General features: G+C 48.8%; 16 protein-coding genes, 1 tRNA gene and 1 CRISPR repeat array. Of the genes, 8 read left to right on the top strand and 9 right to left on the bottom strand.

Translation table 11 applies throughout. The features are described from left to right. Positions 1 to 176 precede the first annotated feature (176 nt). From HMPREF3091_RS03935 to HMPREF3091_RS03915, 5 genes are all read left to right on the top strand, one after another. Positions 177 to 1,538 (top strand): TolC family outer membrane protein, encoded by a 1,362-nt coding sequence (locus HMPREF3091_RS03935; RefSeq protein ID WP_070714356.1) that lies wholly within the window; start codon positions 177 to 179, stop codon positions 1,536 to 1,538. A 30-nt stretch (positions 1,539 to 1,568) separates the two neighbouring features. Beyond that, positions 1,569 to 3,713 (top strand): type I secretion system permease/ATPase, encoded by a 2,145-nt coding sequence (locus HMPREF3091_RS03930; protein ID WP_004089562.1) that lies wholly within the window; start codon positions 1,569 to 1,571, stop codon positions 3,711 to 3,713. Between the two features lie 11 nt (positions 3,714 to 3,724). Then, the gene (locus tag HMPREF3091_RS03925) at positions 3,725 to 4,894 is read left to right on the top strand and encodes a beta-barrel domain-containing protein (RefSeq protein WP_004089560.1); all 1,170 of its coding nucleotides are present in this window, start codon (positions 3,725 to 3,727) and stop codon (positions 4,892 to 4,894) included. Positions 4,895 to 5,247: 353 nt separating this feature from the next. Beyond that, positions 5,248 to 6,645, top strand: coding sequence for an ATP-dependent RNA helicase RhlE (rhlE, locus tag HMPREF3091_RS03920; RefSeq protein ID WP_070714354.1), 1,398 nt, complete (start codon positions 5,248 to 5,250; stop codon positions 6,643 to 6,645). Positions 6,646 to 7,038: 393 nt separating this feature from the next. Then, on the top strand, positions 7,039 to 7,557 hold the full coding sequence (locus HMPREF3091_RS03915; RefSeq protein ID WP_070714353.1) for a cysteine hydrolase family protein: 519 nt from the start codon (positions 7,039 to 7,041) through the stop codon (positions 7,555 to 7,557). A gap of 277 nt (positions 7,558 to 7,834) precedes the next feature. Here the strand turns inward: HMPREF3091_RS03915 and HMPREF3091_RS03910 are convergent, their stop codons facing one another. The 6 genes from HMPREF3091_RS03910 to HMPREF3091_RS03880 form a co-directional block, all read right to left on the bottom strand. Beyond that, positions 7,835 to 8,113 (bottom strand): DUF1883 domain-containing protein, encoded by a 279-nt coding sequence (locus tag HMPREF3091_RS03910; RefSeq protein ID WP_070714350.1) that lies wholly within the window; start codon positions 8,111 to 8,113, stop codon positions 7,835 to 7,837. Between the two features lie 438 nt (positions 8,114 to 8,551). Next, positions 8,552 to 8,872, bottom strand: a complete 321-nt coding sequence (hdeB, locus tag HMPREF3091_RS03905; protein WP_004089553.1) for an acid-activated periplasmic chaperone HdeB — start codon at positions 8,870 to 8,872, stop codon at positions 8,552 to 8,554. Between the two features lie 273 nt (positions 8,873 to 9,145). After that, positions 9,146 to 10,117 carry a glycosyltransferase family 8 protein gene (locus HMPREF3091_RS03900; RefSeq protein ID WP_070714349.1) on the bottom strand — a complete coding sequence of 324 codons (972 nt, stop codon included), beginning with the start codon at positions 10,115 to 10,117 and terminating at the stop codon, positions 9,146 to 9,148. 830 nt (positions 10,118 to 10,947) lie between these two features. Further along, a tRNA-Pro gene (locus HMPREF3091_RS03890) sits at positions 10,948 to 11,024 on the bottom strand. Positions 11,025 to 11,098: 74 nt separating this feature from the next. After that, complete coding sequence (gene yejM / locus HMPREF3091_RS03885; protein ID WP_004089550.1) at positions 11,099 to 12,883, bottom strand: LPS biosynthesis-modulating metalloenzyme YejM; 1,785 nt, start codon at positions 12,881 to 12,883, stop codon at positions 11,099 to 11,101. 30 nt (positions 12,884 to 12,913) lie between these two features. Then, on the bottom strand, positions 12,914 to 13,141 hold the full coding sequence (locus tag HMPREF3091_RS03880) for a YejL family protein (protein WP_035502208.1): 228 nt from the start codon (positions 13,139 to 13,141) through the stop codon (positions 12,914 to 12,916). Between the two features lie 210 nt (positions 13,142 to 13,351). Between HMPREF3091_RS03880 and yejK the strand changes: the two genes are divergently transcribed. Continuing rightward, positions 13,352 to 14,359, top strand: a complete 1,008-nt coding sequence (yejK, locus tag HMPREF3091_RS03875) for a nucleoid-associated protein YejK (RefSeq protein WP_004089548.1) — start codon at positions 13,352 to 13,354, stop codon at positions 14,357 to 14,359. Between the two features lie 91 nt (positions 14,360 to 14,450). Here yejK and rplY read toward each other — a convergent pair whose 3' ends face one another. The 3 genes from rplY to HMPREF3091_RS03860 all read right to left on the bottom strand — a co-directional run bounded on the left by rplY (position 14,451) and on the right by HMPREF3091_RS03860 (position 16,905). Continuing rightward, positions 14,451 to 14,735 carry a 50S ribosomal protein L25 gene (gene rplY, locus HMPREF3091_RS03870; RefSeq protein WP_004089547.1) on the bottom strand — a complete coding sequence of 95 codons (285 nt, stop codon included), beginning with the start codon at positions 14,733 to 14,735 and terminating at the stop codon, positions 14,451 to 14,453. Positions 14,736 to 14,880: 145 nt separating this feature from the next. Beyond that, positions 14,881 to 16,641: a DNA repair helicase RadD gene (locus HMPREF3091_RS03865; RefSeq protein WP_070714343.1), complete on the bottom strand. Its 1,761-nt coding sequence runs from the start codon at positions 16,639 to 16,641 to the stop codon at positions 14,881 to 14,883. Between the two features lie 24 nt (positions 16,642 to 16,665). After that, positions 16,666 to 16,905 carry a YecH family metal-binding protein gene (locus HMPREF3091_RS03860; RefSeq protein WP_035502191.1) on the bottom strand — a complete coding sequence of 80 codons (240 nt, stop codon included), beginning with the start codon at positions 16,903 to 16,905 and terminating at the stop codon, positions 16,666 to 16,668. A gap of 297 nt (positions 16,906 to 17,202) precedes the next feature. Here HMPREF3091_RS03860 and rsuA point away from each other — a divergent pair, with 297 nt between their 5' ends. Both rsuA and HMPREF3091_RS03850 read left to right on the top strand, forming a co-directional pair. Next, entirely contained in the window at positions 17,203 to 17,925 is a 723-nt protein-coding gene (gene rsuA, locus HMPREF3091_RS03855) for a 16S rRNA pseudouridine(516) synthase RsuA (protein ID WP_004089541.1), read from the top strand. Positions 17,926 to 18,015: 90 nt separating this feature from the next. Next, positions 18,016 to 19,224 carry a Bcr/CflA family multidrug efflux MFS transporter gene (locus HMPREF3091_RS03850; protein ID WP_070714372.1) on the top strand — a complete coding sequence of 403 codons (1,209 nt, stop codon included), beginning with the start codon at positions 18,016 to 18,018 and terminating at the stop codon, positions 19,222 to 19,224. Between the two features lie 360 nt (positions 19,225 to 19,584). Further along, a CRISPR array of direct repeats spans positions 19,585 to 19,792; the repeat unit is 28 nt; unit sequence GTTCACTGCCGTGCAGGCAGCTTAGAAA.

Genomic DNA, 19,792 nt, shown 5'->3' with positions numbered 1-19,792 from the left:
ACGCAGAGAGGCGGGCGGGACGTTACACCGATCGGTTACACCATAGAGCATCGCGATATTAACAGTTACACCAACATTATCCTTTTTCTCACTTGAGAACAGGAACACAGAGCGGGATGAGCTCTAAACACAAAAATCGATAAGCCATCATCACGATGTAAAGGTGGGGCAACATTATGAAGCGCTTAAAAAAATGGCCGGTAACGGCCTGGTTGTGCTGTGGTTTGAGCTGTTTTACCTCGTTCCCGCTGTTGGCTAAAGCACCGGCTGCGGATTATCAGTGGCAGTCGGCACCCTCCGAGCAAATGGAGGCTGAGCTTTCGATCAAAGAAGCGATTCTGCGGGCGTTTGGTCGTCATCCCCAAATCGCCCAAGCGTCGGCGCAGATTCATGTCGGCGCGGCAAACTTGACCGTGGCAAAAAGTGCTTGGTTCCCGCAGATTTCATTGCAGAGTGCGGCAGGGCGTTCGCATCAAACGGACTCTTCCGGTTCGCTGAACAGCAATGCGTCGGCGGGCGTGACGCTGAATCAACTGCTGTACGATTTTGGTAAAACGAGCGGCAGCATCGATGAGCAACAAAACCTCGGTGCAGCTTATGATTATCAGCTCTATAGCGTATTGAATAACGTCGGACAGCAGACGGTGCAAGCCTATTTGCAGGTTAAACGTTATCAAGAGCTTATGGCTGCGGCACAGCGCAATCTGGCGTCGCTGGAAGCGGTCAAAGAGATGTCGAAACTCCGCGCGGATGCAGGGCTAAGCTCACAGTCTGATGTCCTTCAGGCGGAAACCCGCATTGCTGGAATGAATGCCACCTATGAACAGTACCGCGCACAAGAACGTTCAGCGCAGGCGAATCTCTCAGTCTTAACGGGCGTTGTGGCGACAAACCTTCCCGATTTACCCAAAGACCTCCTCGATCAAAAGATCACCATTAAAGACCTTCCCTATGAGCAAAACAGTGCTGTGCGCAGTGCGCAGGCTAAGCAGCTAGCGGCTGAACAGCGCGTGCGACAGGCTGAGGCTCAGCACTGGCCGACTATTTCAGTGCAGGCTGGGCGAACTCGCTATGAAAACAGCTCGAGTTCCTATTGGGACGATCAGGTGCAATTAGTGGTGCAGGCCCCGATATATCAGGGGGGCGCGACCAGTGCCAAAGTGGATGCCGCGGAGGGCGATCGCCAATCGGCTCAGGCAGAAGTAGAGGCGAGTAAGTTGGACATAAACCAAAAGGCGTCGGTGGCGTATGCAGATCTGATCGGTGCGCAGCAGCGTCAATTGGCGGGTGAAGAACAATTCAGCTCGGCGGAAAATACCCGCAGCGTCTATCAGGATGAATACAAGCTCAGCAAACGTAGTCTGAATGACCTACTCAGCGTTGAGCAAGATGTATTACAGGCTGATAGTGCGGCGATTATTGCCCGCTATGACGTCTGGGATGCGGCAGTTCGCTATGCGGGTGCGGTAGATAACTTACTCGATATGTTGAATATTTCACGGCCAAAAGTGACGGGCGATACCCTGCCTGCATTATGACGAACGCGTTAAATCCAGAAGAGGTATGCGATGGCAGCAGATCAACATGCAAACGCCGATAAATGGATTTTAGCGATGGGGCGCGCGGCAGGGCGCTTTGGACTTCCCTGCGATATTCCCGCACTACGCCAGCAGATGCGCTGGTTTGAAAATCTCCCCGTGCAGCGTCGATTGGAGCGGTTGGGGGCGTTACTCGGATTACAGATCAGCATTCGCCCAAAAAATAATGTCCGGTGGCGGAATGAGATCATGCCGGTGATGGCGCAGTTGGAAGATGGTTCAGTGCTGATCTTGGAAAACATGGATGCTGAAAAGCATGTGAGCTATTGGCTAAGCGACTGTGGCGACATGGTGCGTGAAGAGGAACTCGACGCGCTGCTGGCACGCATACAACCCGACGTCGTGTTGCTGGGGATTGCGGCTCGCGGGCAGGACTCACGCATTGACGATTTCGTGCAGCCTTATCGCGAGCACTGGTTCTGGCATCATTTTAAGCATGCTGGACGCAAGCTGTCTGAAATCTCTCTCGCATCGGTATTGGGCAACGTCCTCGCGCTGGCGGGAATTTTGTTTTCTATGCAGGTGTACGATCGGGTGATACCTGCCCAGTCGTATCCGACGCTATGGGTGCTGTTTATCGGTGTTTTGTTTGCTGCATTTTTGGAGTATTTCATTCGCCTATCACGTACCCATATTTCCGATCTTATGGGCAAACATATCGACTTAAAAGTGTCATCGATGTTCTTTGCCCGAGCGCTGGCGATTAAAAATGATGCGCGTCCAAAATCCACTGGTTCTTTTATTTCTCAACTGCGGGAAATCGATCAGGTGCGTGAGCTGCTGACGTCGACAACCGTGGGTGCCGCGATGGATATGCCGTTCGTGCTGCTGTTTTTAGCCATTATGGCAATGGTGGGCGGGCCTTTGGTTGCTATCCCGCTGATCGCTATTCCGCTGATTGTGATCCCTGGCATTTTGATCCAGTGGCCGCTGGCTAAGTTGGCGAAAGAAGGGATGCGCGAAAGCGCCATTCGTAACGCGGTGCTGGTGGAGTCGATTGAGGGCGTTGAGGATATTAAAGCGCTGCAGGCTGAGCCCTATTTTCAGCGTCAGTGGGAACAGACACACCACGTCAGTGCGGCTATCGGCATGAAGCAGCGCGTGTGGGGCGCACGGCTTAGCGGCTGGGCGTCGACGGTACAACAAATTACCTATGCAGGGATGCTGGTTCTCGGGGCATATCTGGTGCTGGCGGGGGATATCACCACCGGTACCATGGTGGCTTGTAGCCTGCTTTCTTCACGCACCATTGCGCCGCTCATGCAGCTTACGATGGTCTTTTCTCGTTGGCAGCATGCCAAAAGCGCCATGACCGGGCTGAATGAGCTGTTGAAGAAACCGTTAGATCGCGATCCAGAGAAAAAAATGGCGCACTGTCCGGCGCTGGCAGGGCACTACCAGTTCGAAAATGTGCAATACAGCTATGACATAGAAAAAGGGGAACAAGCGTTATATATCCCTGAATTAGAAATAAAACCCGGTGAACGTGTGGCGCTGGTGGGCAAGGTGGGAGCGGGGAAATCCACCTTGCTAAAATTGCTTTCAGGTCAGGCGGAGCCCAGCAAAGGGAAACTGATTATTGACGGCGTTGATATGGCTTATATCGATCCGGTGGATGTGCGGCGACAGATTGGTTTGCTATCGCAGGATTCGCGTCTGTTCTTTGGCACTTTGCGGCAAAACCTGATGCTAGGACATCCACATGCCACCGATCAGGAGCTGATTCAGGCGCTGCGGATTAGCGGAGCGTTAGGCATGGTGCAAAAAGACGCCGCCAGTTTAGATCGTATGATCAACGAGGGCGGGCGTGGGCTTTCTGGAGGACAGCGGCAAATGGTGATGCTCAGCCGTATGATCGTGCGTAATCCTCAGGTCGTGCTGTTAGATGAACCTACGGCGTCCATGGACGAGCAGCTCGAAAGCTACGTGATCCGCCAGCTTCAGAGCTGGATGGCGGGGCGCACGTTGGTCTTAGTTACACATCGTCCCGCGCTTTTAGCGATGGTTGATCGAATTATCGTGATGGATAACGGCAAAGTGGTGGCTGATGGCTCTCGAGACGAAATTCTCGGGCAAGCGCAGCGTAACAGTAACGTGACATCGGTTGTGGCCTAAGCGGGGGCGATATGGCAGAACTCACAATGCAGGAAGATATGGCGCGTCAGTCACGTTTCTATTCATCAGTCGTTTGGATCACGTTGGCGGGTATGGTGGGATTTTTCATTTGGGCCTATTTTGCCACGCTGGATGAAGTCACCGTCGGCACCGGTAAAGTGACGACGTCAATCCGTGCCCAACTGATTGAAAGTTTGGATGGCGGTATTGTTTCTGCGCTGCTGGTGCATGAAGGAGATATTGTCAAAAAGGGACAAATTCTCGCGCGCCTTGATCCCAAACGATTTCAGTCTAACTACGGTGAAGCCGCGGCCAGAGCGCGGGCGCTTCGTGCGTCTTCTGAGCGTTTGCGTTCTGAACTGACCGGAGAACCGCTAAAATTCAGTGCCAGCACGCTGGCTGAACCTGCGCTAGTGGCGCGTGAACGTCAGCTCTATGAGTCTCGCCGCCGCAATTTGAATGAAACCGTGGCGAATTTACAGGAGTCGTATCGGTTGGTGGTTGCCGAGCTGAAGATGACTCAGCCGCTGGTTGCCAAAGGGGCGGCAAGTCAGGTTGAGGTTATTCGTTTACAGCGGCAGGCCAGCGAATTACAGGGCAAAATCGATGATGCTCGTAACCAATATGCGCTTAGGGCGCGTGAAGAACAGGTTAAGAACAATGCCGATTTGGATGCTCAACTCGAGGTCATGGCTGGTAAGGAAGATCAGCTAGATCGCGTCACTATGATTTCACCGGTGCGCGGCATCGTGAAGGATATTCAGGTGATGACGGTTGGCGGTGTGCTGCAGCCGGGGGGCAAACTGATGGAGATTGTCCCGCTAGAAGATCAGCTGTTGATAGAAACGCGTATTAACCCTCGCGATATTGCCTACATTCGTCCTGGGCTACCGGCCACGGTTAAGATCACCGCCTATGATTCCTCCATCTATGGCAATTTAAACGGCACGGTAGAAATTGTCTCGCCCGATACGCTACAAGATGAAGTCCGCCGCGACCAATATTATTACCGAGTATACGTACGCACCCAAAGCGCGGAGCTAAGCAACAAAGCAGGGCGCAAATTCCCAATATTACCGGGGATGGTGGCCAGCGTAGAGATTAAAACGGGTCAGAAAACGGTGTTGGATTATTTGATTAAGCCACTGAATAAGGTGAAAGAGGCGCTTAGAGAGCGGTAGGCGTGATAGATATGATAACGGTGCAACTTTTCGTATATCTACTGTGCTGGGTGTGCGCGCTGGCACACCCGGCTCGAACGCCTTTGGCTGAGGTTGTATGGAAATACCGTAATTGATAGGCGGTCGAAACATTTCACCGCCGTTCCAACAACGACTGGCGAACAAAATCTTATCCCCTAAAAAACAAACCAGACTTTGATCACATTTTCTGTTAGAATCCGACACAATTATGTTGCACTCGCAGTTTGTGCCTATCCCTCGTGGTGATTTCTTATACTACCGCGTCTGATAAATCCACCCGGAAACTGCACCCGTCCTTTCGGGTCAAGGTGGATTTGGAGTTTTACCCTAATATGTCTTTTGATACTCTCGGCCTGAGTGCCGAACTGCTGCGCGCTGTTGAAGAACAGGGCTACCGCGAACCTACGCCTATCCAATCCCAAGCTATCCCCGTCGTTCTACAGCGTCGTGACCTGATGGCCAGTGCGCAAACGGGCACGGGTAAAACTGCGGGCTTCACCTTGCCGCTGTTACAAATTCTTTCTCAGGACGCTCAGCCAGCAAAAGGCCGTCGCCCTGTACGCGCGTTAATTTTGACACCAACCCGCGAGCTGGCAGCCCAGATCGGCGAGAACGTGCGTGATTACAGCAAATATTTGAATCTTCGTTCGCTGGTGGTATTCGGCGGCGTCAGCATTAACCCGCAGATGATGAAACTACGCGGTGGTGTTGATGTGCTGGTGGCAACGCCGGGACGTTTGCTGGACTTGGAACATCAACACGCGGTTGATTTGTCTAAAGTTGAGATTTTGGTGTTGGATGAAGCTGACCGTATGCTGGATATGGGCTTTATCCATGATATCCGTCGCGTGTTAGCTAAGCTGCCCGCTAAGCGCCAAAACTTACTGTTCTCTGCGACGTTCTCTGACGAAATCAAAGAACTGGCAAACAAACTGCTGACCAATCCTGCCTCCGTTGAGGTTGCACGCCGCAACACCGCCTCTGAGCAGGTTGCGCAGTCGGTGCATTTTGTGGATAAACGCCGTAAGCGTGAACTGCTGTCTCAGCTGATTGGCACTCACAACTGGCAGCAGGTGCTGGTATTTACCCGTACTAAATATGGTGCCAACCATTTGGCTGAACAGTTGAATAAAGACGGTATTACCGCTGCGGCTATCCATGGTAATAAAAGTCAAGGCGCACGTACCCGAGCATTAGCTGATTTCAAAACAGGCTCAATTCGTGTACTGGTGGCGACCGATATCGCCGCTCGTGGTTTAGATATCGATCAGTTACCTCATGTGGTTAACTTCGAGCTGCCAAACGTACCGGAAGATTACGTACACCGTATCGGCCGTACTGGTCGTGCCGAATGTACTGGCGAAGCACTGTCATTAGTTTGCGTGGATGAACATAAGCTGCTGCGTGATATTGAACGCCTGCTTAAACGCGAAATTCCGCGTATCGCTATTGAAGGCTATGAGCCAGACCCTAGCATTAAGGCCGATCCGATCCAGAATGGCCGTCAAAGCCAAGGTCGCGGTCAAGGTCGTGGCCAATCTCAGGGCCGCAGCCAAGGTAATGGACAATCGCGTGATGGCGCTCGCTCCGGCGATAAACCTCGCGCTAACAACGGTGGTCAACGCCGTGCACAGGGAGAAGGGCGCAAGCCTGAATCTCGCGGTGATGCTCCTTCATCACAGCAGCGCCGTCCGTATCGTGGAAACAAGAAAACGGCAACGACTGCGTAAGCCTAGCTCCTCTTCAGGCCTGATGAACGTCAGGATGTAAGAGAGCAATCAAGAAAAATTCAGCGCATATTCTGTGGCTGGATTAACAAGATACTCATCACACCCTGTGAGCAGTTTGCTGACAGGGTGTTTTATTTTATAAAACCACTATGCTGCATAGTGAGCTGATTTGAATCGAGCTTGTTGGTAAATCTTTTTGCCATCCCCACCGTTTCCGCCTCAACAGCCCTGTAAACCTAACATAAATCAAAATCAGTGGTGCGAAAGTAGGAAAGCGGATACTTGATTTATGCCACTATTATTGCAGAGAGCTTAATGTTGATTATGGTTGGAATTTTCTTCTAGAGTACAGATCATAGCGGTGGATGTTATCTCACATACAAGGAAAACAGCATGCCAAAGCAAGCCCTAATCGTTATTGATATCCAGAATGATTACTTCGATGGGGGTAATTACCCTCAATGGAATACAGAGGATACGCTGAGCAAGATTGAAAATGCCGTCGCTAAAGCTCAGTTAAAAAGTATACCGATCATTCTGGTTCAGCATGTTGCGGATGTAAGCCGCGGCACAGCCCCTTTCTTCAATAAAGGCACGACGGGTGTGGATATTCATCCGCGTATCTTGGCTGCTGCACCGCAGGCTGAAGTCGTCGTCAAGTCGTTTGCCGATAGCTTTTATCATACTGATTTGGAAAGTGTTTTATCAGCCAGAGATATCGAGGAATTGCTTATTTGTGGCATGATGACGCAGAACTGCGTGGCATTTACGGCAGTCTCAAAAGCGGCAGAGAAGTATTCTATAAAGGTATTGTCTGACTGTTGCACCAGCGTTAGCCAGATGGTTCATCGGATTGCCTTAAATGCATTATCTATCCGTGTACCGTTGGTTGACTCAAGCACTGAGCTGTAATTGCTCTGATGTTGTTTTCTCGAAATGGCGATGCCGCTGGTCTGCACCGCCACTTTATTTACGAAATCTGCCCTATCAATCACCGCTTTCGTCAAATCAATATTTCTTAAGTTACAGGTAGTTATACGCGTATACCGCAGCGGCCATGATAATCATCACGATGGTTATTTTTCTCATTAGGGGTCTCTGGCTAATTTGATGAGGGCACAGCTTAGCATAAAGCCGTGTTTTGAGTTATGACGCAGGTAACAGTCCAAGGTGTGTGGCAGGTGCGCAGCTAGCCCGTACATAAGTCGCTGTCTGAAATGATGCTTATTTTGACCGAGGGAGGAGCGCATTCTGCGCTGTGCGTATCGATAACGATGTTCCATATGCCATCATAGGGAACCTCTATCACCGCGGGAAAAGAACTAAAAAAGCCGCCATGATAATCAGCCCAGCTATCACGACAAAAACGCTCGTATTGCTTTTCATGGATCAGAAGAACCTTTGCAGGCTCCGAACATACTACTTTCACATAGCTATTGGCCGCTAAATAGCAACGACTGGTTTTCATTCAATAGAGCTCCATACGCAATAAAAAAAACTCTCATCCCCGTATGTGTGGATGAGAGTAGCCATAGGCCAACACCAGGGAAACTTACAAATTACTGTGAGTGATGAAATTGTTATATCGCATAAATTTACATAAGTTATTGATTTAGATCTATTAAATTTATTAACTAAATGCGCGCTTTGATTTATTACATAATAAAATCTTATTGAAATGATTAAGTGATTGAAAGTTAAATGTTTTTAAGTTGGGAGGGGAATCGTATTGGATAGGATAAATCGCGCCATTAAGCCATTTAACAAAATTAGTGCATGATTTATTTATAGATGGATGAGGTGTGCTTTAGGTTGTAAGCCTTTTCTTGTCGTGCTGACAATAGAATTTGCGCCGACCTGAGTGAGCAGGTCGACGCGATAACATGCTGCTCTCTACTGAAGAAAATTAATGAGCAATCAGTGATTGTAGGTTGTTTTTGAATTCGTAAACGTTAGCTTTGGGTGATTTTTTGCAGAACTCTAGTGTTTGAGGAACGGCGACGGTTTCGACCATATTCAGATCAACAGAATCTCCACCTTTGTATTCAGTTTTATCGTTGAGCATCCAAAGCGCGACAGGAGCCATGGCTTTAGGGTTCAGATTGACGAACTCTTCACAGGTCATTTTGCTTGGATTATTTTCTGCTGCCTGCACGCTGGTTATTGATGCAAGTAGTAAGCTTGCCGCTAAAGCGCAGCCAGATAGTAGAGCATGTTTAGTTTTCATGAAGATATCCTTTATATATGTCGAAAATTATCGTTATAAGTATAGTCTGATAAAATTTAAATTTGACAAAAAAAGGGCCAAAGTTTGTCGATTTTGGATATTTACAATGGCAAGGATCTAAGTCGCGGTGGGCTGTTATGCAGCCATCTGTTTTCGGCAAAATTGATATGGTGCTGCTATAACTGACGAAGTTAATTCAGAAATGATTTTTTCAGCCACACATAGATATGTGGCTGTCGTTGGTAAAATGCAGATTGGCTAAATTCCAGAGATTTACGAAGCCGAATGTTTTTTCAGTAAATAACGGTAGTAATATTTTACGAACCCGAAGTAGTTCTTTTCTCTCAGGTGCTTTTTAGCTTTGAGTCTAAATGCTGTGGCTGTGGGGGCCTCTTTTAATTTAAAGTCAGCCCAAGGTGATGTACGGAAATGATTGAGGAATATTGATGACTCATAAATGGTATACCACGGCTTGTTTTCTGTGGTGTAGTGAAGAATTATACTGTTAGATTCAAATTCAGCATCTAAAATTTTTAATGGCGTCAATGTTATTATTCTATTGTACGCACTATCTATAACTAGCTTTTTGTTATTGAGCAATATGTTTAATACATCTTGGTCTGCGAATTTATATATATCACCATTATTTATCATGCTAAAACAGCGTTCAGTGATATTGTTATTTTTCCACTCCACCGTGTTTATAAACATAAATCCTGAATTGAAATAATTTTCAATTGGTGGTAGGTGAGTCTGTAACTTATATTTTTTTTGTGTTACTTCTAAATCTTCTACGACCGCTGCAATTTTTCTATCTAAATTTAGACTAAACAATTTATCGAGCTTACCTAGGCATATCATGTCACCATCAAGGTAAAGCAGCCTTTCAACCGAGCTATCAATGATGTCAGGAGCGAGGAACCTTAGGCAGCTTGCTTTTGATAATCCCTGAGTCAACGTTTTTTCGTTGATATACATATCGCCATGTATTTTATATACGGTAATAGATACGTTATCCCCTGATATCTTTGAGAATCTGTTTTGGCTATCTTGACTTATATCTTCAGAAAACAAATGAAAGTGAAGATTTATATTAGGATTGTGTTTTATCACAGAGGTGATAGCGACACCGCATGGCATAGCAAATTTATCATCAAAACAAAATGTGATGTTCAGCGTGTCAGATTCTAATAACTTATTTTCGACAAGAATGAACTCATCATATGTATAATTGCAATTTCCCATAAGGCCTCAAATCAAGGTATCAAACATTGTCGTTGAAATTGTTCATCATATTGATGAGTGGTGGTATTTTACTTTATTGTCTTGTATGGTCAATGAATCTCTGTATCAAAATTCACGACGAATCGAGCAAGTTTTTCAGCATCAAAAATTTACAGCAAGGTAGGAGTACGAGGGGGATCAGAACTCACTTAGGGCAGGTAAAAATGCGACCGATTACCTCATCAAATACTCCAGGGCTGAACAATGGAACGAATATACTGTATGAAAAAAACACAATCAAAAGTAACTTGAGCGCCATAGCTAAGAAATAGAGTATCTTACTGCTCTTTCGATCCCCAATGATTCCCAATTCGTTCTTGGTGCGCCTGAAGCTATGGCGGGAAAACATAAAGCTAGCACGCCCTGTGAAGCAGCAAGAAATGAAGTTCCACACGAGTACTGCCCACACAATCAAAATCAGGGATAGGCCGATAAGGTCTTTAACATGTAATTCGCAGTGATTTATTTCCATATTCTCAATCTCAATGTCTTCTGACCAGAACTGTGACAATCCCTATGTCTGTCTATAGCAAAGTTATTTGAGTTTACTCCGCTTGAAGCAGTATACCTCAACCTCAGCGTGGTCATGGTCATGAGGATTTTAAATAGCTTTAGGCTGCCCTAAATTCGTCGTATATCAGCCATTCTTCAGCTTCTTCGAGCACTTTCGCAAACCGCTTCAAATTACCTCTGATGCTTTTTGATTTCCAGCAGCGCGCAATATGAGTCGTCGCGACAAATTGAAGGCATAAAAAAACCAACCATAACAGGTTGGTTTTCTTGGGATTATTTGGTCGGCACGAGAGGATTTGAACCTCCGACCCCCGACACCCCATGACGGTGCGCTACCAGGCTGCGCTACGTGCCGAACAGGCTTATAGTACTCAAAAACTGCCGTTTATCAAGACAATGGCGTTGCGATCGCGTGTTATTTAACCAGTTTTAATTGGCGATAAAGCGTTTCACATCCGTGAGTACCTGCAGCAGCAAGGCTAGCTGTGGTTTTTCACCTTTTATCTCTTCATTGTCAGCATCGTAGGTACGATAGCGGCCATTCTTATCCAAGGTGATGGTTTGTTTTGGTGTCACGATGACTAACTCATCACTATCACCCAGTGCCAGCCAGTTGTGTTTCCTGCTTGGCGCAAACAGGTCTTCACCCTGCGTGTAGTTAACGGCGCGGGTATCAACGTGCAGTAAGCGTTGCATCAACGTTGCCATAACATCGGCGTGGCTGGTGAGCTTGTTGATGGTTTGAGCCGGTGTTCCCGGCCAATGGATAATCAACGGAACCTGCAGTTGATAGCGGCTATAGTTAGTACCGAAGCCCCAATCACCTTTGCCACTGTCGTTAAATTCGATACCGTGGCTGGCGGTAATCACAACGACCGTTTTATCCAGTTCGCCGCGTTGCTTGAGCGTATCCAGAATTGTCGCTATCTGAGCATCAACGCCGGAAGCCGCCTTCTGATATTTCGCCATGAAATCTTCTGGCTTATGTCCAGAATTGCCCGCCAGGGCGCTACGTGTACCGTTTAAATTCACGTAAGAGAACCACGGCGATTGGGTCGTTTGGGTCGCCAGCCATTGTTGCCATTGCTTGGTGGTATCGGCATCGCTTTGACGGATTGGCGCAGGCAAGCTGAAATCGGTCAGCAATGCTTGACGATAGAGTGGGGCGCTAAAGCCGTCTGAAGAGAACAGACCAAACTGGTAGTGCTGTTGGCTGAGCGCGTTAATTAACGCCGACGGTTTGCGTCCAGCCAAGATACCTTCAAGGTAGGAAGGCGAGATACCATAGAACAGACCAAACAGCCCGTTATCCAGATTGTTACCTGAACTATAGTGCTGGGTGAAATCCAGATTCTCATCACCAAACGCGGCAAGCTGTGGCAGGTCTTGTTTGATGTCGTCGGCCCGCAGGCCATCAACGGCAATCACCAGAAGGTTATAACCCGCACCTTTATCCGCAAAGCTGAGCTTGCTTAGTGGATATTCAACGGATACCGCCTCCGGACTACCGGTCTGGGTCAATCGATTTTGGAATTCCTGAGCATCTAATAGACCATGTTTTTCCAAGAAACGTCGCGCCGTCATTGGATATGAAAGCGGAAGGTTGGAGCGCTGCATGGTGATAGGGCGATAGAAGTTCGCATCGGCCCAGATGTAGATCAGATGTGACGCCAGAAACGCCGTGATAAACAGCCCTGCTAGCGGTTTGCCGAATTTTTGTCGGTTCAGGCTGCGCAGCTTCTGCCAGCTCCAAGTACCAAACAGCATTTCGACCAGAAAAATGACTGGCACGCAGATGAACATCAGCTGCCAGTCTCGCGCCAGCTCACCTTGGTCTGGGTTGACGACCAGTTCCCATACCACCGGATTGAGATGGAGGTGGAAACGCGTAAAGACCTCAGAGTCAACCAGCAGGAGCGTTAGCCCTGTGGTCGCCAGCGCGGCGGAAATAAAGCGCAGCAGTCGCTGCGACATCACCACAAACGTGAGTGGGAATATAATCAGTAGATAGGCAGAAAAGCCAACAAAGCTAAAGTGCCCTAACCAGCTGATCACCGCATAGACACGCCCAAACAATGAAGAGGGCCAATCGGCAACAAACAGGTATCGGCTGCCCAAAAGCAGACCGAGCAGAATATTAAACAGAGCGAACCAATGCCCCCAGCTAATCATCTGGGAAACTTTTTCACGGTATCGCTGACGGTTTGTCACCATAAAAGTATGTCTATACGTCCGAGCAAAAAATTAATGGGCTTTATCTTCCCGAATTGAAGCCTGTAAAGCTTCAGCAAAAGAGCGTGCAATAGCATGGCGCTGTGTAGGTGCGATGCTGGTGTTAATCAGATTCGTCACCATATTACCCAAAACCATCAAAGAAAGATCGTTTGGCGTGTGGTGCGATTCCAGTACGTTGGCCAGCTCACTGAGCAGTTGTTCAACGTGTTCGTCACTGTAACGGGATGATTGTGGCATAGAATTAAGCTTCTCAGACTGACAAAGTGCCATATCTTACCGTATAGGCGCGTGATTTTCCGCTCTTTTATACATTTGTTATTTTCATTGATTATACCTTAGCTTCCACCCCCCAATTTATCAAAATACATTCAGCCTCGCTTGCGGGGAAGAATCAACAGTGTTTGAATACGCGCCTAAACGTGTCCGGGGCGAAATGGGAGAAGAAAAATGAGTCTGGATCTCGAACAGATTGCGTTGCATCAGTTGGTTAAACGCGACGAGCAGCAATTAGACGTGGTGCTACGTGATTCATTGCTAGCCAAAAATGCGGCAGTAGAAGAGATGATGGCTGAGTTGCATCGCGTATACAGTGCGAAAAGCAAAGCCTATGGCACCTTCTCTGAAGAGAGCGAGTTGGCAGAGGCATTGCGTAACTACCGTCGCGGCAATGAGGATTTTCTGGCATTCAGCCGTGCAGCGACCGGCCGCTTACGTGATGAACTCGCAAAATATCCGTTCGCCGATGGCGGCGTGGTGCTGTTCTGCCAATATCGCTATCTGGCCGTGGAGTATTTGTTGATTGCGGTTCTTAACAGCTGTAGCAGCATGCGCGTCAATGAAGAGCTCGATATCAGCAGCACTCACTACCTCGATATCATGCGCGCCGATATTGTTGCGCGGATCGATCTCACCGAGTGGGAAACCAACCCAGAATCCCACCGCTATTTAACCTTCCTGAAAGGTCGCGTCGGTCGAAAAGTTTCCGATTTCTTTATGGATTTTCTCGCCGCGAGCGAAGGGCTCGATGCTAAAGCTCAAAACCGAGGGCTGTTACAGGCGGTTGATGATTACTGCGCTGAAGGGCAATTGGATAAGAATGAGCGTCAGGCATATCGTCAGCAGGTGTACAGCTACTGTAACGGTCAGTTACAGGCGGGTGAAGAGATTGAACTCGAGGCGTTGGCCAAAGAAATCCCACCGGTGGGGGAGAAAGACTTCCAGCAGTTTACCGCCGAACAGGGTTATGATTTAGAAGAGAGTTTCCCTGCCGATCGTAGCACGCTGCGCCAACTGACTAAAATGGCGGGCAGCGGTGGCGGTTTGACCATTAACTTTGATGCGATGCTGCTCGGCGAGCGTATTTTTTGGGATCCGGCGACGGATACGCTGACCATCAAAGGAACACCACCGAACTTGCGCGATCAGCTACAGCGTCGTAGCAGCGGTGGGAATTAATCTTTTGCACCGAATTTGAGATAAAAAAAACGCCGCAATTGCGGCGTTTTTTCTTTCAAACTAACGAAACTCGGTTTAACTCAGTCGGCAATTAAGCGCGAACGAAGTCAACGTGAGTCAGTTTACGTTTGAACGGGTGACGCTGAACAGCTTGAACCTTAACTTTGGTTTCTTTGCCGTCGATCATCAGAGCGATTACTTGTTCGTAAAAGCCTTCTTTCTCTTGCATGTTCCAAGTCGTGTCATGATCGATTTCTACGGCTACTGGTTCTTGGTTTCCGCCATAAACGATAGCTGGGAACTTACCAGAAGTACGCAGGCGGCGGCTCGCACCCTTACCCTGCTCTTTACGTGCAGTTGCTTCAATAGTGAACATAATTGTATCTCTATATAAAATTTAGACCTGTTACAGGCGACCCAGCAACAGGCAGGAGATTCTGCTTTTAATAGTAAAAGCGGGCGGCATTCTAACGAAACACGGGGCTTACGGCAAATAAATCTGCCCGCTTTGGCAAGAAAACCTAGCCGCGTAGCGAATCAGCTTTGCGATAACGCCCCTGATAATCGAAAACTTTTTCTCTTATTTGCCAAAACCGTCCCTTCATGCGGGCGACCACAAAATCGGGGTAACGAAGTTTCTCTTGCTGAGCCACAATATCCGCAGCATGTTTCCAGACCAGCTCTATACCGGGTGCGCGAAGGTGCGGACGTAAAAATAACTGCATAAAGGCGGTGCGCTGAGCGGGGGTTTTTAAGCGAAACCGTTCACTGACGTCAGCACCATCTTCGTCGTAATAGGTGATCGACAGCCACTCGCCTTTGTCATCTTCTCCGTGCTGAAGCTGCATTCCGCCACAACGCAGCACTAAGGCGTCTTTTAGTTTCAGGGCTTCTTTTAGCATATCATCGGGATCGACTAATACCTGATGACACTGATGGCAGCGTCGAGCGGCGATGTCGTTTTCCGCTCCGCAGTGTGGGCAGGTTTTGAAGCGAAAACGGTAGTCACATTGTTCACGCCCACCTTCATCGTCTTCCAGCCATCCCTGACAGCGGCGGCCATAGTGCTCAATAATGTCGCCGTTTTCCGTCGTTTTCCCCCAAAACGTATTGGCAAAGCCGCATCCAGGGCAGAAAACCTGTACCGGTTGGCTATCGCTGTGGGGCTTGGTGGTTCCCACTTCAGGGGTAAACAGATCGTGTGGGTTACCGGCGTAATCGAGGATCAGACAGTCGGTTTTCCCCGGCGATAGACGAAGACCACGACCGACAATTTGTTGGTATAGGCTGATGGATTCCGTTGGTCGTAAAATGGCGATCAAATCGACGTGGGGCGCATCAAATCCGGTGGTAAGCACCGCGACGTTCACCAGATAAAGCAGCTCCTGCCGCTTAAACGCGTTGATAATGGCGTCACGCTCATCGCCCGGGGTTTCTGCGCTCACCAGCGCTGCCTGTTCAGGAGGCAAAAGACCGTGGATTTCGCGCGCATGTTCAACGGTAGAGGCAAAAATCATCACGCCTTTGCGCGTGGCGGCAAATTCCATAATTTGACTGACGATATGCGGCGTGATCCGCTGCTGATCTTTTAGCTCACGGTTGAGATCGGCTTCACGAAATAATCCGTTGCTGTTGGGTTCCAGACGACTGAAGTCGTACTGCACTACCGGCATGTCCAATCTTTCTGGCGGAACCAGAAATTGGTTTTTGATCATATAACGTAGCGGCAATTCGTAAATGCAGTCGCGAAAAAGGCTGTTGCTGTCGCCGCGCGTAATACCGTGATAGTGATACTGATAGATCCAACCTTTGCCAAGACGATAGGGCGTGGCTGTAAGGCCGAGCAAACGCAGATTGGGATTGTTACTGCGCAAATGCTGAAGAATTTGCTGGTACTGGCTATCGTCGCTGTCGCTGATTCGGTGGCATTCATCCACGATCAGTAATGAGAACTCGCCGTTGAACAGCGGCAGGTTACGCGCTACGGACTGCACACTGCCAAATACCACTTTTCCGCTGCTCTCTTTCTGTTGCAAGCCGGCGGAAAAAATATCGGCATCCAGACCATAAGCACAGTATTTACTGTGGTTTTGCGCCACCAACTCTTTTACGTGAGCGAGCACCAGAACGCGGCCACGGGCCAGCTTTGCCAGCTCGGCAATGACCAGACTTTTACCCGCGCCGGTAGGTAACACGATAACCGCAGGTTCTTGGTGTTTTCTGAAGTGTGCGATGGTTGCTTCCACCGCCTCACGTTGGTAAGGGCGAAGAGTAAAGGCCATTAAATTGCTATTATCGAATGTCTATTAATGTTGGCAGATTTTACTGCTATGAGTGTTAAAACCATTATCGCTAGGAATGAATTTGCCGCGTGATGCCAAAAAATCCACCAGTTGAGCGGCGGTCAAATCTTGCTGAGAACAGGTATGAAAACGGGCGTCGGCACCAAAGCGCTGCTCAATGGCGGCAATCAGGCTCGCGGTTGAAAACGACTCGCCAGAATCAATCATCATGTTGAGCACTTCATGACCGTGGATGGATGACATAGAAATCTCCTGTAAAAGTGTACAGTAATATAGCATGCAGTAAAAAGGGTGAGTTTGGCAATGCTGCTAAGCAATATCCCTAGCATTCCTCAAAATAGGGGCGCTGCGGCAATATCACCCTTGTTTCAGATACTCCGCGGATAATTAAACTACGCTTGAGATAGGCGCGGCGGTGAAGAGTCGCTATAATCCTCGGTTCTTCTTTGGTTTATGAACGATGCCCGTACCGCTCAGGCGGTAATAGCGCGCACGCTCAATGAAACCCTCCGATTCTTATAGAAATACAAAGCAGGTTCCATGCGACTGGACAAGTTTTTATCCCAGCAGTTAGGTATCAGCCGTGCGCTGATTGCCCGAGAACTGCGTGCAAAGCGCGTCACTGTAGACGGCGAAATTGTAAAGAGCGGTGCGCACAAGCTCACCCCAGAACAAGAAGTGGCTTTTGATGGTCAAGTGTTGGAACAGATCCACGGTCCACGTTATTTCATGCTGCATAAGCCTGAAGGCTATGTGTGTTCCACGGACGATCCTGACCATTCGACCATTCTCTATTTTATCGATGAGCCGCTAGCCGAAAAACTGCATGCCGCGGGGCGCTTGGATTTGGATACCACGGGTCTGGTGCTATTAACCGATGACGGCCAGTGGTCGCACCGAATCACTTCACCAAAGCATGAGTGCGATAAAACCTACTTGGTAACCCTTGAACATCCGCTGGCAGACGACACGGCAGAACAGTTCGCGCACGGTGTGCAGCTGCACGGCGAGAAAGATCTGACGAAACCCGCTACGCTTGAACAACTGGATACCCATGTCGTGCGCCTGACCATCAGCGAAGGGCGTTACCATCAGGTAAAACGCATGTTTGCTGCGGTCGGTAATCGTGTGGTTGAGTTACACCGTGAGCGAATTGGTGCCATTGAGTTGGATGAAGATTTAGCGCCGGGTGAATATCGTCCTCTGACTGAGGAAGAGATTGCCAGCGTGGGATTACCCGTAGAGCTACAGTCGAAAAATTAATCAATGCGTTAACGCTTAGAATACTTCGCGCTGTGGCAACATGGCGACAGCCTGAAGTACGACAAGAACAATGAATAAGGAATGTGCTGCGTGCAGACACCCCGTAGTTCCCATCTTGGATTGATCCTGATCCTCGGTTTGTTATCTATGTTGATGCCGTTGGCTATCGATATGTATTTGCCGAGTATGCCGGTGATCGCTGAACAATTTGGTGTTTCAAGCGGTGATGTGCAGATGACGCTCAGTGCTTACACGCTGGGCTTCGCGTTTGGGCAAATGATTTATGGTCCAATGGCAGACAGCATTGGGCGTAAACCCGTCATCATGTACGGCACGCTGTTCTTTGCCTTGGCAGGGGCGGCCTGTGCGATGGCGCAGTCTGTTGACCAACTGATTGTGATGCGCTTGATCCACGGTTTAGCCGCCGCAGCGGCAAGCGTCGTTATCAATGCGCTGATGCGCGATATGTTCAAGAAAGACGATTTCGCTCGCATGATGTCGTTTGTGGTGTTGGTGATGACTATCGCGCCGCTGCTGGCGCCGATCATGGGCGGTGCATTGCTGATTTGGTTTAGCTGGCATGCGATTTTTTGGGCAATGGCGGGCGCTGCACTGTTGGGCACGATACTGGTGGCCATCTTTATTAAGGAAACGCTGCCGAAAGAGAAACGACAAAAGTTCCGCTTGCGTACCACGCTAGGCAACTTTGCTTCGTTGTTCCGCCATAAGCGGGTGCTGTGCTACATGCTAGCCAGCGGCTTCTCATTTGCCGGTATGTTCTCATTCCTTAGCGCGGGCCCCTTTGTATACATCGATCTCAACGGCGTATCGCCACAGCATTTTGGCTACTACTTTGCGTTAAACATCGTATTCCTGTTTATCATGACGCTGATTAATAGCCGTAATGTGCGTCGTTTTGGTGCGATAAACATGCTGCGATTCGGTTTGCTGGTGCAGTTTGTCATGGGGATCTGGCTGGTCATCACGGCGGCTTTCGGCCTAGGCTTCTGGTCGCTGGTGATTGGGGTGGCAGCTTACGTGGGATGTATCGCAATGATCACATCGAATGCGATGGCGGTTATTTTGGATGATTTCCCACATATGGCGGGAACGGCTTCGTCACTGGCAGGAACGCTACGTTTCAGCCTTGGGGCTGTGGTAGGAACGTTGTTGGCACTGGCTTCGGCGCGCAGTGAATGGCCGATGGTCAGCTCAATGTTCCTGTGCATTTTCGCTGCCATGATGTTGTTCCTGTACGCTTCTAGACCCTCCAAGAGCAGTCGCGTAGAACCTGTCTGAGTTTGAGTGCTCGTCTCCCCGTCGCTGAAAGAGGCGGGGAGTTCGTCAATGGCTGATGACTACAGTGTGCTCTGAGATACCCGCGGCAACCGTGTATTGGCCATATCACACAGCTCTAGCATCAGATACGCTGATGCTTTCAGCCACGCACTTATCTGAGCCCAACTCTCCAGCGGGATTTGAACCCCGTTCTCCAGTAATTTGCCTAGACATGAAAATCCGTGGCACAAAACCCTTTTTTCTTACCCACACGTAACTTATTGATTTTATGTGTAGTGCCGAGCTAAAAATAAAAAGGGTCTTTAAACCAGAAATGAGTTACCGGTCTGATTAGCCAAACCTTTTTGCTATTATTCTACAGTTCACTGCCGTGCAGGCAGCTTAGAAAATCATCTGTGTCATTTCGTTAGCGCCCGATGCGTTCACTGCCGTGCAGGCAGCTTAGAAATATTGCATCCCATAAGCTTTTAACCATTTGATGTTCACTGCCGTGCAGGCAGCTTAGAAAGCTGGACTGCTAAAAATATTGTGGCCTTTGATGTTCACTGCCGTGCAGGCAGCTTAGAAA

It is taken from the genome of Hafnia sp. HMSC23F03 (genome assembly GCF_001816025.1).
Classification (GTDB): domain Bacteria; phylum Pseudomonadota; class Gammaproteobacteria; order Enterobacterales; family Enterobacteriaceae; genus Hafnia; species Hafnia paralvei.
Note: the sequence above shows the minus strand (reverse complement) of the source record. Positions and strands in the feature narration are given on the sequence as shown.